Consider the following 14,716-nt stretch of genomic DNA (forward strand, 5'->3'; position numbering starts at 1 on the left):
ACCGACCATGGGGGGTTGGGGCAAACTGCTGCGACTGTGTCGGGACACTGACCGTCTTCTCGAAATCGACATTGAATTCCAGATGCGGCTGAGCTGCCGTTTTTGATTTGCTTTCCATACTCGTTTTGCCTTTGTATTCGGTAATGAGTTCACTATAGGAACTTCAAATCCGGCTGACGAACCATAAATTCTTAGCTGTCGATAAAGAATTTCTTTATCGGTGTAACGCCTGCTCTTTTAGCCATTCTAGAAACAGCGTGATTTTTTTAGGCGTGTTGTCCGGTTCATTTACCGCGTAATACTTCTGCTTGCACGCGACTTCTGTCCCTTCGAACGGAGCGACCAGTGTGCCAGAATCAAGCATCGACCGAACCAGATGCTTTCTGCCCATAGCCACACCCGAGTGATGCATTGCCGCAAATAGCGCAAGGTCAGAGCGATCAAACGACATACTCGATTGCGAAGAAGAGCTTAAATGAACTTGATTGACACTTGCCCATTCTTCCCATTCACTTCGACCAGAATCGATATCCCACGCCTGATCATCATGGAGCAAGGTCACGCGCTCAAGGTTTTTGGGACTATTAAATAGGTCGTTCTGATCCGCATATTCTGGTGAGCAAACCGGGAATACGGATTCTGAGAGAATATCAGTGCACTGGAGATTACCCGGCTTCTTGTCGTCGAAGTAAATGGCAACATCAATGCCATATCCTTTGAGATGAATGGTTTCATTTCCCGTCAGGATCTTTATCTCAATCGCAGGGTAACGCTGGTTGAAGTCCTTCAGTCTCGGCACTAACCAGCATTGCGCAAAAGACGGTCTGGAATACACTGTGAGCGTGCCAGATATGTCACCCGCCTTGATATCCAGCAGCTCTTGATTGAGTGCAAACAGGGTGTTTCGAACGGATTGATACATTCGCTCTCCCTCTTCTGTCAGGGAGATTTTTCGGCTAACACGATGAAAAAGCGCTATACCCAGCTCATCTTCCAGCTTGGTCATTTTATGGGAAACGGCGCTCGGGGTAACAGACAGCTCTTTTGCCGCTAGAGAGAAAGAACCATGTCTGGCGGCAGCTTCAAACGTATGCAGCTTAGATAGCTGCGTACTGCTCAGAGTCTGTTGCTTGGAAAATCGGTCTTGTTTGGTGTACACATATCGCTCCATGAAGTGCCTATTATTTCATTATGAAGCTAACACAAAATTCGTTGATTGGTTTATCAGCGCACTGGAATGAATGCCTCTGAAGCTTCTTACATCCTACTTCAACGGGAGCAATGCGAAAAATACCGTACTTGAGATCGCCACCAGCCAAAACACAAAGAATGATTTTATCGCTGAGACGTCATTGATGTCAGATACCCAACGATGAAAAGCAAAAACGTAGATGTACATACCATATACACCGATAACAGACATGACCACTTCATAACCACTAAGGGTTTCTCTAACACCCGGTTTTAGCTTAGAAAGATCCTCAACCACAATGGACGGCAAAATACACAGCATCACCAAACCATACGAGTAAAAGGCAGCGCTCATGGTTGCCCAGAAATTCAATGGTCTTTTTTCAAAGAAACACAAGGCGTGGTAAAAAACGAAACAGATAGCGGCAATGATAATAATGGAGAACAGAATCATTAAATCCTGCTCTATAAAACTCAGAGAAGACTGATCTTTTAGCACCAATGAAGGCACGACAAAAAGCAATACAATCGCCTCTGCGAAATAGATGATGGACCGTTTTACGCTTTCTGAAGAACCATCAATATAGTCAGAAAAGTCATGAGGGTGACGGAACATTTGATAGGTCGCGGATATGATGACCAAATATTTGGTCAGAATTGTTCGAAGAATTTCCAGCAGTTGCCGACTGTGATGGGTCTTTTCCATATCGTCTCCATCGATGAAAGTTTTTAGGAAAACGCTCAACAACTTGCGTGTCATCCGTTTAACCTTACCTTCCGCCGACAAAGCAATCCAAGTTCAATCGGTTTCAAATACCTTTCGTTTCATATTTGGGACGTAAATAGTGACGTAATCATGCTCGGTCTGACGACCGAGCATGTTGAGTCAGAAACTCATTTTTTATGATGATTTCTAATTTGGCAGAGGAGTGTACGTCCATGGGTCTTTGGTAAAGAGCCACTTTTGCCAAACATCTTTAATTTCACATCCAGCGATATAAGTTACGCCATACTCATTTGCCCAGTACAATCCTCCTCTTCGCGAACCTAAACAGTACCCCTCGTTAGCACTGGTACGAATATGTTTGTCTTTCGTCCGGAAAAATGTAGCAAAGGCACCGCTACAGTTCGTGTCAAAAAACGTCTCTGTTGAAGATATGTCGTAGTTTAAGCATTTACCCGTTTTATCCTTAATCTGTATTCTTGTGCCTATACCATCAGAACCAAATTGCGAATCTGCTGTAGGATCAATTGCATTTATAACAAGTTCTGCGGAATAGCCTGCTCTATAGGGTTGAGCTAAAGCACAGGCATACATCCACGAATAACCCGCATTTAAGGTAGGGTGCGGCTCGGTAACACTGGTAGGGTGGTCGAAAATACAGACTGGTCCACCCCCCCAAATTTGACCGCCAGGTTCTCCATCCCATGCAAGGATTGCCACATTAGCTTGGGGACCACCATAATTTTGGGTATTTCTTAACCCCAAATTCTCCAACTCATTGATTGTTTTCGTAGGTGCATCAGTTGTAATTACTGAGAAATGTTGACTTTTCTGACCAAAAAGAAACGTTCTGTCGCCTCGTCTGTCGTCGGTGTCACTTACGCCTTCAAAAGTAGCGTACCTTTCAGACAATTGATAACAACATGTGCCGTTACTATCGTAAAACGCTTTGTTTCTGGGGATGTCTTTCGGGATAGGACCAGGACCGTTGTAGTCCGGTATCGCATTGAAATTACCAAGAGCGACTTTTGCATCATGAGCAGTTTGTACCAAGTTACTCAACAAGCCTTTTGGCTGTTTTAGGTTAATTTCAGCCATTTTGTCTCTGGTTATCCAAGCCTGCAATGAGTCAGAAATATTCCACCCTTTGTCCTGAAACTCCTGAAGCATATTGGTAGTGTAGATAGGCATCACCATAGGTTGGACAGCGATGTTATGTTGATTAAGGTCTTGAACAAACTCATTAGGGAAAGGGTACATCGTCGCTTTGATCTTAAATATCGTGATATCCGATGCTTTAATGCCCGCTCCGTAATCTCTTGTATCTTCATCGATCAATTTGGCAATAGCGATGGCACTCTCTTTAGACTTGATATCAAAGACTAATACCGTGCTCATTCGCTGCTCATAATAGTAATCGTAGACTTCTTTTATCGACACCACCTTTTCTGCGGTAACACTGATTCTGTCGGGGCTTAGCAGCTTCAGATTCTTGATGGTTGCCCACGGTAGATCCCCGGATTTAGGGTTGGTGCCTGTATTTTTCTCTGGGATAAACTTTGGACCTCCTAATACTTCATAAGCATTTGTTGTTCTCCCCAGAGTAAAGTCGTGCATCAAAAATGGAACATTGTCTTGTGTTTTCCTTACGTCTAACTCCACCGCTTCGATGCACTTACGGTCAGCGGCTTTTAAGGCAGACAAACTGTTTTCCGGCAGGTTATTCGTTTTGTCTCCGGCCCATAACCCTCGATGAGCAACAACTATCGGTTTATGCGTTGTGCCTACCGTTTCTTTCAAAGCCTGAGTGACCAGTTTTGGGTTGAAACACCCGGCATAAGCGGTGTTAGCCAGACCCAATATCGCAGCAGCAGCTATCCATTTCCATTTACGATCAAGCATGATGACCTCCTAGTATTAATTGAATTGCAATACATGCTCGTTTTTAGAACGCTATTTCAATAACGCTAAAATCAGCCTACTCGGAATGTTTCACCCTTATTGCGCAAAACATCACATTTATAAAATACCAATACTTAAGTTGATATTTATAAAGTTATTAATAGAAATAGCGAGAATTAATTGAGGTTTGTTGCTCCAAAAGGCGCCTGAAAATCAGCTTTCAACTGGAATAGAAATGCAAAATCGACATGCTCGACCTAGCCGAACATGCATTAGATCAGAGCTATATGGATTTGTTTGGTGCTTTTGTAAGGGTCTGAATTTGTTACTTAAGGCAACGATTGGTAGGTTTAATCACTCTGTGTAACGATGAAAACGAGTGATAAAAGAGAAGGCGCGATAAACGCGCCCATGGGTATTCTTCTTTCAAACAAGAGAACAAGAGAATGACTCTATGACTCTGAATCCGGCTTTCTTGCCACGATAAACACAGAATCCTTCTCGGGTTGCCATTCATATTCAATTGAGAACCCGGCATTAAGCAGGATTGTGCACAGTTCATCTTTGGTGAAACGGTTGACGTATGGTGCAAGATTTAAACGTTGCATGGCAGGAATGACGAGTTGCCAAAGCATATTTAACTGTCCAATTAACGCCGTACTGGAAACAAAAATGCCATTGGGTTTGAGCAGCTCATAAACTCGCTTTACCTCGTCTTCCAGATTCTCCATTAAGTGCATCACATTTAAACCCAATACCGCATCGAAGCTTGCTGGCTGAAGACCAGTGCTGGCAAGTGTTCCTTCTTTGAACTCTATATTTTCTACGTCGGCTTGTTGCGCTTTGTCTCTGGCAATTTCCAGCATCGTCTCGGCAATATCTATCGCTAAGATATGATTGACGAAAGGTGCGTGAGTAATCGCGGTTGTCCCCGTACCACAACCGAACTCTAAAACATTCCAGTCTTTGTCGAAGTAGTCTTGCGTAATCGCCAGTTTCTTCTGATAAACCGCTTCATCTCTTACTTTGCGCTTAGCGTATTTAGGGGCACTTTTATTCCAGAAATCTTTTGCATTTTTCATAAACCGTCCTTATCTGGCGCGTGTGCTTGTTTGAATGTACGCGATACCGAGATCTGTTAGTTGAACTGAATTCACACAAACGTGATGAATCATCATTTGTCATTAAGAATCGAAGGCGTTTTAATAACCTCGACGACATGATTCAACAGAGAGTTCAGGGAAAAACCATGATAAATCCCCATCAGTTAATTCAACGTTACCCATTGCTGAAAAAGTTGGTGGATCTGGAAGAGGTATTTTGGGCAAATCCAAAAGCCACAAGCCTAGAGGTAGCTCTGCCATACGTTGGGCTTAACGATAAGGACGTAAAAGCCGCCAGCGACCGATTGGAAAGATTTGCCCCATATTTGGCTGAAGTGTTCCCTGAAACCGCACAGACAGGGGGAATTATTGAATCCGAACTGGTCGCTATCCCTTGTATGCAAAAGGAATTGAGCAATCTGTATGGGATAGAGTTTCCCGGCACTGTTCTGCTGAAGAAAGACAGTCATCTTCCCATTTCAGGTTCCATTAAAGCACGAGGTGGGATTTATGAAGTACTCACTCATGCCGAAAAGCTCGCAACAGAGGCGGGTCTTCTCACTTATCAAGACGACTATCGAGTACTTAATACCGACAAGTTCCGATCATTCTTCAGCCAACACAGCATTGCGGTCGGTTCTACGGGGAATCTTGGGCTATCCATTGGAATCATGAGCGCTAAACTGGGGTTCTCGGTATCAGTGCACATGTCGGCGGACGCCCGTCAGTGGAAAAAAGACAAGCTCAAAAGTCATGGAGTAAACGTTGTTGAATACGCGCAGGACTACGGAGTCGCTGTGGAACAAGGTCGCAAAGAAGCAGAGCAAGATCCCAACTGTTTCTTTATTGATGATGAGAATTCTCAGACTCTGTTTTTGGGCTATTCCGTGGCAGGCGAACGACTTAAAAAACAATTCGAAGAGCAAGGTATCGCAGTCGATGAAAACCACCCACTATTCGTTTATTTACCTTGCGGTGTAGGCGGAGGGCCAGGTGGTGTTGCGTTCGGCTTAAAAATGGCGTTTGGCGATCATGTTCATTGTATATTTGCAGAGCCCACCCATTCACCCTGCATGCTGCTTGGTGTGCACACTGGGCTACATGATAAGGTTGCCGTACAAGATCTGGGGATTGATAACATTACCGCTGCAGACGGATTGGCAGTAGGCAGAGCTTCCGGCTTTGTAGGTAAAGCCATGGAACGCCTTCTGGACGGGTTTTACACCCTTTCTGATGAACATATGTATCGCCTGCTAAAGTTGCTCAACCAATCGGAAAACATTCAACTCGAACCATCCGCTTTGGCAGGGATGGCAGGACCTTCACATGTCATCACAAACCACGAATATCAAAAGCAGATTAGTATTGATGCGAATAAGCTAAAAAACGCAACGCATTTGGTCTGGGCGACTGGTGGCGGCATGGTGCCCAAGGAAGAGATGGCAAAATATTTGAGGAAAGAATAAACGAGCCAGTTGGCTCGTTTAGCGGTGTTCAGATCAAAACTCTATAGAGCCACGGCCTGTTTGCCCATCGCGGGAAACGTTAGTGCTCTTCTCTGCTTTGCCTTTATTTGCCGATTTATGGCTTGCCCGTTTTTTGTTACCAGAAGCTGGCTTTTTGTTTTTTGGGGCTTCGGCTTTGCGGTTGTCCTGTTTTGCTGGTTTGGGTTCAGCTACAGTAACAGGCGCATCGCAAATCACAACGTAGTATTCCTGATTGAACTCAATCAAGTCACCGTCATACAGTTTTCGACGTTTGCGGGTTTCCAGCTCACCATTTACAGCAACATAGCCTTCTGAAATAGCGTACTTTGCTTCACCACCACCGCTGACTGCATTCGCAATCTTTAACACTTTATAGAGCTCTATTGGCTGAGACGCGACCTCTACCCCTAGCGCTTCTACTTCAATTTCTTCACTCATTAATGGTTCTCACTAGACATGACGCGACATTGTAACGATTTTTACCAAGATGTGTGGACATTAGTGGCAACCAGAGCATTTATGCTCCAGCAGTTTCAAAATGTCTTCAGGCTTACTCCACAAGTGAGCTGGGTTTTCTGCGGTAAGTTCTTGCTTGGAACCATAGCCCCACAATACCCCTGCACTCTTCAAACCATTTTTATGAGCAGCGGTTAAGTCTACCGCTCGGTCACCCACCATAAGTGACTTTTCAGAAATGATGCCTTTGGCTTTTAGTGCTTCTAATTGTTGCCACTTCTCGGTGCCGATATCCGCACCATCTACAAAGTCAAAAAGGTCTCGAATACCATGCAGTTCCAAAATTTGACTGGCGTAATCAGCGCGTTTGGATGTGCATAAGCCAATGGAGAATTGTTGTGATTGATGAAGAGTTTTGAGAGCGTGGGTTATACCACTGTAAAGAGAGTTTTCTTTGTATCCGACTTCGGAATAACGTTCGCGATATTTGTCTACTAAGGATTGTATGAGTTTTGGATCGTTTTGTTTGGTGATGTCATAGAAGGTCAGGTCTAGCGGGGGGCCGATGTAGTTTATTAATTGCTGCTCGGGGTAACTGGGGAAGTTGTGTGCTTGCAGCGAATAATTTATGGACCGTATGAAGCCTTGCCGGGGCTCTATGATAGTTCCGTCCAAATCAAAAATTATGGTTTGATAGTCCAATATTCCCTCCTTGCTATCCAAATTGTCATTGCTTGTTACCGCTTCAGTAACGTATAAATGGTAACCAAGTTGTTAAAAAATACCAACAAAAATTAAAAAAAAGTTAGTCGGAATATAAAGAAACTACTAACCCGAAATAAGGTAAGTTAGTAAAAAATAATTTAAGGAAAATCAGATGATAAGTATGGAATTTTTGCTCACTTCGCTCATTGTGGTGTTGATCCCGGGTACGGGCGTGATTTACACAATTTCTGCTGGTTTGTTTCAGGGTAGAAAAGCCAGTATCGCCGCTTCCTTTGGTTGCACGCTAGGGATCATACCTGCGCTGCTGGCTTGTGTACTCGGGCTAAGTGCCATTTTACACACCAGTGCCCTCGCCTTTCAGGTAGTGAAATACATTGGTGTAGCTTACTTGTTGTATCTTGCGTGGGGAATGTGGCGTTCAAGTTCAGAAGGTGAAATGACCTTCGCCAAATCAAACGAAGTCAGCTTCAAAAAAATTGCCATTCAGGGATGCTTAATCAACATCCTGAATCCAAAACTCTCTCTTTTCTTCTTGGCATTCTTGCCTCAGTTTGTCCCGGCTGACAGCAGCTCCACCCTAGGAAGCATGCTTATTCTTGGAAGTGTATTTATGCTGATGACGTTTATTGTATTTATTGGGTACGGGTTGTTGGCCAATACTGTGAGTCAGTACGTTACTCAGTCCAAGCGCGCAATCAGCTATTTGCAGAAAACCTTCGCCGCCAGCTTTGCTGGTCTGGGTGCCAAACTCGCTTTAAGTGATAACTAACCTGAACTCGCGGTAATTTAGAAAGTAAAAGGCTGAGATACCTCAGCCTTTTTCATGCATTTCAATTTCTAACACGGGTAACTGCCGCCCTTCAGGAATCGATGGATAGGTTCCCACCTGATTTGCTCCGTATTTTCGATAGAAGCCTACGGCGTTAGGGTCGGCAACGATAATTACTTTCTTGGCTCCCAGCTCATTAAGCCGAGCAAACAGATCCGCCATAATTTGGTTTCCTAGCCCAAGCCCATGAAACCGAGGCTCAACAAAACATTCTTCCAGCTCGAATACACCATCTGTGGTTTTACTGAACGAATAGACGCAGCAAATCAGCCCGTCCGGCGTCAATCCCTTATACAGCTCTCGTTCACTTAGGTGAGATTCTCGGATGGTCAGACCCTCCCTCCACATAGCAAGCAGCTCCGGTGCATAGCCCCAGGAAGCTTTGGAGTCTTGGATCAATGCATTAACAGCGGGTAGGTCTTTTTTCGTCGCTTTCATAAAAGACAGCGAATGGCTGCGGAATAAGTCATAGGCACTCCAGCCGTAAACTACAATTCGAATGGAAGTTGAATTTGCCACACCAGACCGCGCTCATCGGATAAAAGTTTGGCGCTTCCGGCTAAAGATGAATTAATAATATTGGCTGCGACGGTCGCACTCAAGCCCACATGACCAGCACGCCCGCGTTTTGTGGTATAGAAAGGTCGAATGACTTCAGAAAGTGCTTCCTGCTCCACACCGACCCCATTATCCCAGTAAGTTATAGTGAGATGCTGCCCTGTTTTTTGCCAGGCAAGATGAATATTGCGCTTCTCATCGGTTCCGTTGTAAGCGTGAACCAGTGAATTCTCTATCAGGTTATTGAATACAATACCCAGCAGTTTGGGGTCAGTTTTCAGGGTTTCCTGATCGCCGTCCAGCTTCACCATAATACCGGATTCTGCGAGCTTGCCATGATAGTGGGCAATCACTTTTTCTATCACTTTTATCAGGCTGATTTCTTCAATATCCAGCTCGTTATCTGTCGCTGAAATCGACTTAAACATCTCCATCATGTCCGCAACGCGGTTCAGGTTGTTTAAGTTGAGATCAACACTGTCATGGCAGAATATAATGAAGTCTTTAAGTTTCGCGCTGGTAATCTTTTGCTCCCTGAACTGTTGTTCAAAGCTCAAAATGGTTTCTTTCATGTGTGTGGATGTGAGGATACTGGTTCCAAGAGGGGTGTTAATCTCGTTTGCGACACCGACAACCAAATTGTTAAGAGCAGATGTGAGCTCTTTTTTAAGGAGTTTCTTTTGAGCTTCACGCAGGGAAAGTTGAGTCTTTACCCTCGCCAGAACTTCTTGCGGGCGATACGGCTTCGAAATGTAATCCACGCCACCAGCATCGAGCGCTTCAACTATGCTTTCCACATCGGTAAAAGCACTGACAAAGATCACCGGAATATCGCTGGTGTCTGTGTTCTCTTTCAGGATTTTACACAGCTCAATCCCAGACATTCTCGGCATTTTAATGTCAGATATGATCAAATCCGGTTTCTGCTTCTCAACCAGTTTTAGCGCAATTTGTCCGCTGGTTGCAGCTCGAATTCGATATTCCGGCTGCTGCATTATCAACTGCAACATCCGCAAATTTTCTGCTACATCATCAACAATCAAAAGTTCGTACATATATCCCGCAAAACCTTGGTTTTTTACTCAAGTATAGACGAGGAAATTGAGAGTTATTGAGCCAAATTAAAATTTCTGAAATCAAACAGTTGTCTTCTTGGGTAAAGTGCACATTGTTAACTATGCTAAGTAAAGATGTGTACAAGATGTCTCCTGGTGTCGCCAATGAAAATGAAAACACTGTTTAGCCTACTGTTTTTACTAATGTTTGTAGTGAACATTAGCATCATTTTTGTGGCTAACAGGACGATAGATGTTTTTAGTGAAGAAGAAAAAATACTCTTACAACAGTCAGAACTCATCAAAATGGGGAATGAACTTAAGCAAAGTTCTGATAATTTGACCAAATTTGCTCGCGCCTATGCCGTCACAGGTGACACAAAATGGAAGCAGCTCTTCCAGCGAGTGCTTGACGTGCGAAATGGCAAAGCTCCCCTCCCACCGGGGCATGAATACGATTACTGGGATGTCATCGCTACCGAAAATAACCTTCAGTTTTCGCTCGAACCCGGTTTTGTAGGCGACACCTTCCTTCAACGAATCAATAAAGCGGGTATGTCCGAGACCGAAGTAAACAACCTCGCTTTGGCGCTCGCAACGTCAGATCAACTGGTAAAACTGGAAGAAGAAGCCTTTAAACAAATTGAACTCGCCACTGCGCAAGGCAGGCGCAATGCGCTGGACCTCCTTTACGGACAAACCTACTTTGATGAGAAGTCCAAGATCATGTCTGCTATTGAAACCGCCTATCTTTCCAGTATTGACCGCTTGGCAGTGGAACATAAGAACGCGGCAGACATGGTGGGAACCAGCTCCAATCTGATGCTGCTCGGCGTGTTGATGTTAGGGTTCTTCCTGATGATTTCATTCCTTCTTTTATGGAGCGTTTATATCGCACCTCTGGGAAGAATGCAGAATCAGGTGATTTCTAAGGTGAATGATCAGGATTACGACTTTACCCTAAGCGAAAAAGTGAAAGGTGACTTGGGTGACTTTTCCAGTGCGATTAATTCCCTGCTATTCAACCTGAGAAACGAATTACGAATTGGGCAAACCGTCCAGAATTACAATGACGTGATTCGTGGTAAAGAGCAGTTAGAAGAAGTCATCTCGGCAACCAAGCAATTCTTAAGCACTCATTTTTCTTTCCCGCTAATCACCTTTTACCAGAACAAAAGCGGTGACTTAGTCGCTATCGACAACTTTGGTACTTTGTTCGACCCAACGCCCGATAGCCACACCTTCCCTTATTACTGCTTAGAAAGCGGGGCTCATCTGGTGGTGGAAGCCAAAAAAGAGACGCCGCTAAAACTTGCCATGGGTGACATGACAGTTGAATTATTGGAGCTTCATGCATTTCCAATTCAGGCAAACAATAAACCACTTGGCGTGCTCCAGATTGGTACCGTAAACAAGCTGACAGGTAATAACCTTCGTATTTTGAACGAGCTGGTTGAAAACTTTAGCATCGCGTTCCAGCTTGGTCTGAACATCGAGCAACAAAAAGAAACCGAACAGGAAGTGACACGCCAGCTAGAGCTTAACCAGCACATTATTGATTCCATTCCGAACCCGACGTATTACCGGAATCGCTTAGGCGAATACCTTGGGGTGAACGAGCAATTCTGTGAGTTTATGGAACTCAAAGTGGAAGATGTTCTGGGCAACCACATAGAAGATCTGTTTAACGAAGACATTGTCCATATCCTCAAACGCTACGAGCTGGAATTGCTTCAAGGAACAAAACGTCTGCAGTTTGAAATGGTTTTGACCAATGGGAAAGGTGAAGACAGAAACCTCATTGTTTACGAAGCACCGTTCTACGATCAGAACAATGGCATCATGGGTATTGTCGGAACCTTTATGGATGTCACGGAAACCAAACGTCTGGAGCGTGATCTGATTGAGTCTAAAGAATCTGCCGATAAGCTCAGTAAGATCAAAGGTGATTTCCTTGCCAACATGAGCCATGAAATCCGTACGCCAATGAACGCCATAATGGGGATGACCCACCTTGTTCTGTCTTCGGATCTTGGTGAAAAGCAGCGCGACTATGTTGAGAAAATCGATTACTCCAGTAAGCAACTGCTGGGCATCATTAACGACATTCTCGACTTCTCCAAAGTTGAAGCGGGAAAACTTCAAATTGAAAACACCGATTTCAACCTAGATAAAGTCTTGGATAACCTCGCCAGCGTGTTGTCAGTGAAAGCCGAAAATAAAGGCATCGAACTGATTTTCAATGTCTCACCGAACATTCCTAACCAACTGATTGGTGACCCGCTCAGACTGGGTCAGGTGTTGATCAATCTTGCCGGGAATGCCGTTAAGTTTACCGACACTGGTGAAGTGATCATCAGCGTATCGGAAGAGCTAAGAAATGAAAAAAGCGCGGTGCTCAAATTCTCAGTGGAGGATACGGGCATCGGTATGACGCCAGAACAAATGTCTGGCTTGTTCCAGGCGTTCAGTCAGGGTGATACGTCTACTACCCGTAAATATGGGGGAACGGGTCTCGGGCTGTCTATTTCACAACAACTCATCCAACTGATGGGTGGTGAGATCATGGTCAGCAGCCACTACGGCAGAGGCTCACATTTCTGGTTCGAGCTGGAGCTTGATATTGGAGAAGAGCGACCAACCAAAGAACGTTACTTAATTACTCAGCACAAGCGTGCATTGGTCATAGACGACAACGACACCGCAAGGCTTATTGTCGCCAGTATGTTGTCGGATATGATGTTTGAAGTTGATGTAGCATCCAATGCTAGTGATGCGTTCCACATCCTTGAACAGGCTCAAAAGCAATACGACTTGCTATTGGTCGACTGGCAAATGCCCGAAATGGACGGTGTTCAGACCATCGAACACATTCGTAAGCACGATCTCAGCCCCGGTTCGAAGATGATTCTGATCACCGCATACGGCAATCAGCTCGATTTCAATGACCAGTACGGGCACATTATTGATGGCTTAGTGCTGAAACCCATCAACCCATCGAATCTTCTTGATACCATCGTCGATACGCTTGGCAGTTACATCAGCAAAGAAGAGATCAAAGAAGCAGCTGAATCCCCAGAAGTGGTGCACGACATCTCAGGCACTCGCATTCTGTTAGTGGAAGACAACATCACTAACCAAGAAATTGCATCCACAATTCTTGAAAATGAAGGGGCACAGGTCAGCATCGCTAATCATGGTATAGAGGCGCTGGACATGCTCGATAACCATACCTTCGATGTTGTCCTTATGGACATGCAAATGCCTGTTATGGATGGTCTGACAGCCACAAAAGAGATTCGTAAAATATACGATGACAAGACCTTACCTGTTCTGGCCATGACGGCAAATGCAATGCGTGAAGATGTTGAAAGCTGCATGAATGTGGGTATGAACGCGCACATTGCCAAACCGATACACGTACCGAGCCTGTTGGCAAAAATCAGCGAATTTACGCAAAGCCGAAATGGTAAAGAATCCAATGCGGCTCCATCAAGTTCGGAACGTGCGGGTTCCATCGAGATGAACGGGAACAGCAACAAGGCTGCCAATATAAACGGCGAACATACATTCCCAGAGGTGGAAGGTATTGACCTCGAAGGTGGCTTGAAGCGCCTTTCCGGTAATACGGAAATTTATTTCTCCACGCTTAAGCGATTCTTTAAATCACAGGAATCTGATCTGAAGGAATTGCTCGCGATGATTCAGGATCAGGAACTGGATCAGGCGAAGGACAAACTGCACGCCATCAAAGGAGCCTCTGCCAACCTTTCGGTCGACTATATTCACCAGATGTCGCGATTCATGGAAAAACAGATCAAAGGTGGCGAAACTCCTGCTACTGATGATGTGAAGAAGATGATGGCGTTTGTAGAAATGGTGAATTCCCAAATCAAAGAAACGGAAGAAAAACCTCAGGACAAAATTGCTATCGACAGTAGCTTCCATAAGCTTTTGGAACAGTTAAACACTGCGCTACTGGAAGCCGATACTGAAGCACTGACGATTGTCGAGGAATTGCAGAAATATCAACTGGCGGATTCTTCACCTTTGAATGAAATGAGCGAGCTGCTGGATAATTTCCAGTTTGATCAAGCTGCCGACATGCTGGCAAGGCTCAGACAGTCGATTTAATCTGAAACCGATAAGCTTGGCTCTCTTTAGATAACAAAACACCTTGTGATTTCGACCTCACGGACAAACTAAACCCTCTCGTCTTTCTTCCAATAAAAGACACGAGCATTTATATCTAGGGCAGTAGTAGAAGCTTATGCTACACTCGCCGCCCTTTCTGTTTTCAATGAGATGATCACCATGAGCCTAAAGCAAGAACTTCAAAAGCTTCACAACCGTATAGACAACTGCCAGCGTAAATTAGATGCGGCGAAAGGGCGCGGTGATCAGGCAATGATTTCAAAGTTCGCTGATGAAATAGAAAAATTGAGTAAAAAAGCGAACTCGATGAAGCACAAGCAGCAATACGACATGAACAAAGAGCGTAAAAACTTGCTTAACATGCCATTCTCTCGCGAAATCACCAAAGCTGAACAAGCGGATATGGGGAAACTGAAGAAATCGGTGAAAGGCTTGGTTGTAGTCCATCCAATGACAAAACTGGGTAAGGAACTGAAACTGCAAGCAATGGCTGGTTACGCTCCGAAAAAATTCTAATCTTCGGAGCCTAA

General features: G+C 44.6%; 12 protein-coding genes. 4 read left to right on the forward strand and 8 right to left on the reverse strand.

Annotated elements, in window-relative coordinates:
* Positions 1–214: 214 nt before the first annotated feature.
* The 4 genes from dsdC to RH89_RS23330 form a co-directional block, all read right to left on the reverse strand.
* Complete coding sequence (dsdC, locus tag RH89_RS23315) at positions 215–1,159, reverse strand: DNA-binding transcriptional regulator DsdC (protein ID WP_004407355.1); 945 nt, start codon at positions 1,157–1,159, stop codon at positions 215–217.
* A gap of 105 nt (positions 1,160–1,264) precedes the next feature.
* On the reverse strand, positions 1,265–1,897 hold the full coding sequence (locus RH89_RS23320) for a hypothetical protein (protein ID WP_139063348.1): 633 nt from the start codon (positions 1,895–1,897) through the stop codon (positions 1,265–1,267).
* 207 nt (positions 1,898–2,104) lie between these two features.
* Positions 2,105–3,817: a glycerophosphodiester phosphodiesterase family protein gene (locus RH89_RS23325; protein ID WP_004407360.1), complete on the reverse strand. Its 1,713-nt coding sequence runs from the start codon at positions 3,815–3,817 to the stop codon at positions 2,105–2,107.
* 452 nt (positions 3,818–4,269) lie between these two features.
* Complete coding sequence (locus tag RH89_RS23330; RefSeq protein ID WP_004407362.1) at positions 4,270–4,899, reverse strand: class I SAM-dependent methyltransferase; 630 nt, start codon at positions 4,897–4,899, stop codon at positions 4,270–4,272.
* Positions 4,900–5,066: 167 nt separating this feature from the next.
* On the opposite strand from RH89_RS23330, the gene dsdA reads away from it, so the two are divergent.
* On the forward strand, positions 5,067–6,386 hold the full coding sequence (gene dsdA / locus RH89_RS23335; protein WP_004407364.1) for a D-serine ammonia-lyase: 1,320 nt from the start codon (positions 5,067–5,069) through the stop codon (positions 6,384–6,386).
* 33 nt (positions 6,387–6,419) lie between these two features.
* Here the strand turns inward: dsdA and RH89_RS23340 are convergent, their stop codons facing one another.
* Together RH89_RS23340 and RH89_RS23345 are read right to left on the reverse strand one after the other, a co-directional pair.
* Positions 6,420–6,845 carry an RNA-binding S4 domain-containing protein gene (locus RH89_RS23340; RefSeq protein WP_004407365.1) on the reverse strand — a complete coding sequence of 142 codons (426 nt, stop codon included), beginning with the start codon at positions 6,843–6,845 and terminating at the stop codon, positions 6,420–6,422.
* 60 nt (positions 6,846–6,905) lie between these two features.
* Positions 6,906–7,565, reverse strand: a complete 660-nt coding sequence (locus RH89_RS23345; protein ID WP_004407367.1) for an HAD family hydrolase — start codon at positions 7,563–7,565, stop codon at positions 6,906–6,908.
* Positions 7,566–7,740: 175 nt separating this feature from the next.
* Here RH89_RS23345 and RH89_RS23350 point away from each other — a divergent pair, with 175 nt between their 5' ends.
* Positions 7,741–8,358: a LysE family translocator gene (locus RH89_RS23350; RefSeq protein ID WP_004407369.1), complete on the forward strand. Its 618-nt coding sequence runs from the start codon at positions 7,741–7,743 to the stop codon at positions 8,356–8,358.
* A gap of 42 nt (positions 8,359–8,400) precedes the next feature.
* On the opposite strand, the gene RH89_RS28895 is transcribed toward RH89_RS23350, so the two are convergent.
* Both RH89_RS28895 and RH89_RS23360 read right to left on the reverse strand, forming a co-directional pair.
* A complete protein-coding gene (locus RH89_RS28895) occupies positions 8,401–8,937 on the reverse strand; it encodes a GNAT family N-acetyltransferase (RefSeq protein WP_004407371.1) in 537 nt (178 codons plus the stop codon).
* Entirely contained in the window at positions 8,907–10,031 is a 1,125-nt protein-coding gene (locus RH89_RS23360) for a hybrid sensor histidine kinase/response regulator (RefSeq protein WP_004407372.1), read from the reverse strand. The genes RH89_RS28895 and RH89_RS23360 overlap by 31 nt, the downstream gene beginning before the upstream one ends.
* Before the next feature lie 165 nt (positions 10,032–10,196).
* Between RH89_RS23360 and RH89_RS23365 the strand changes: the two genes are divergently transcribed.
* Both RH89_RS23365 and RH89_RS23370 read left to right on the forward strand, forming a co-directional pair.
* On the forward strand, positions 10,197–14,165 hold the full coding sequence (locus RH89_RS23365) for a hybrid sensor histidine kinase/response regulator (RefSeq protein ID WP_004407374.1): 3,969 nt from the start codon (positions 10,197–10,199) through the stop codon (positions 14,163–14,165).
* A 180-nt stretch (positions 14,166–14,345) separates the two neighbouring features.
* A complete protein-coding gene (locus RH89_RS23370) occupies positions 14,346–14,702 on the forward strand; it encodes a YibL family ribosome-associated protein (protein ID WP_004407376.1) in 357 nt (118 codons plus the stop codon).
* Positions 14,703–14,716: the final 14 nt, after the last annotated feature.

This window comes from Vibrio nigripulchritudo ATCC 27043 (assembly GCF_000222685.1).
Classification (GTDB): domain Bacteria; phylum Pseudomonadota; class Gammaproteobacteria; order Enterobacterales; family Vibrionaceae; genus Vibrio; species Vibrio nigripulchritudo.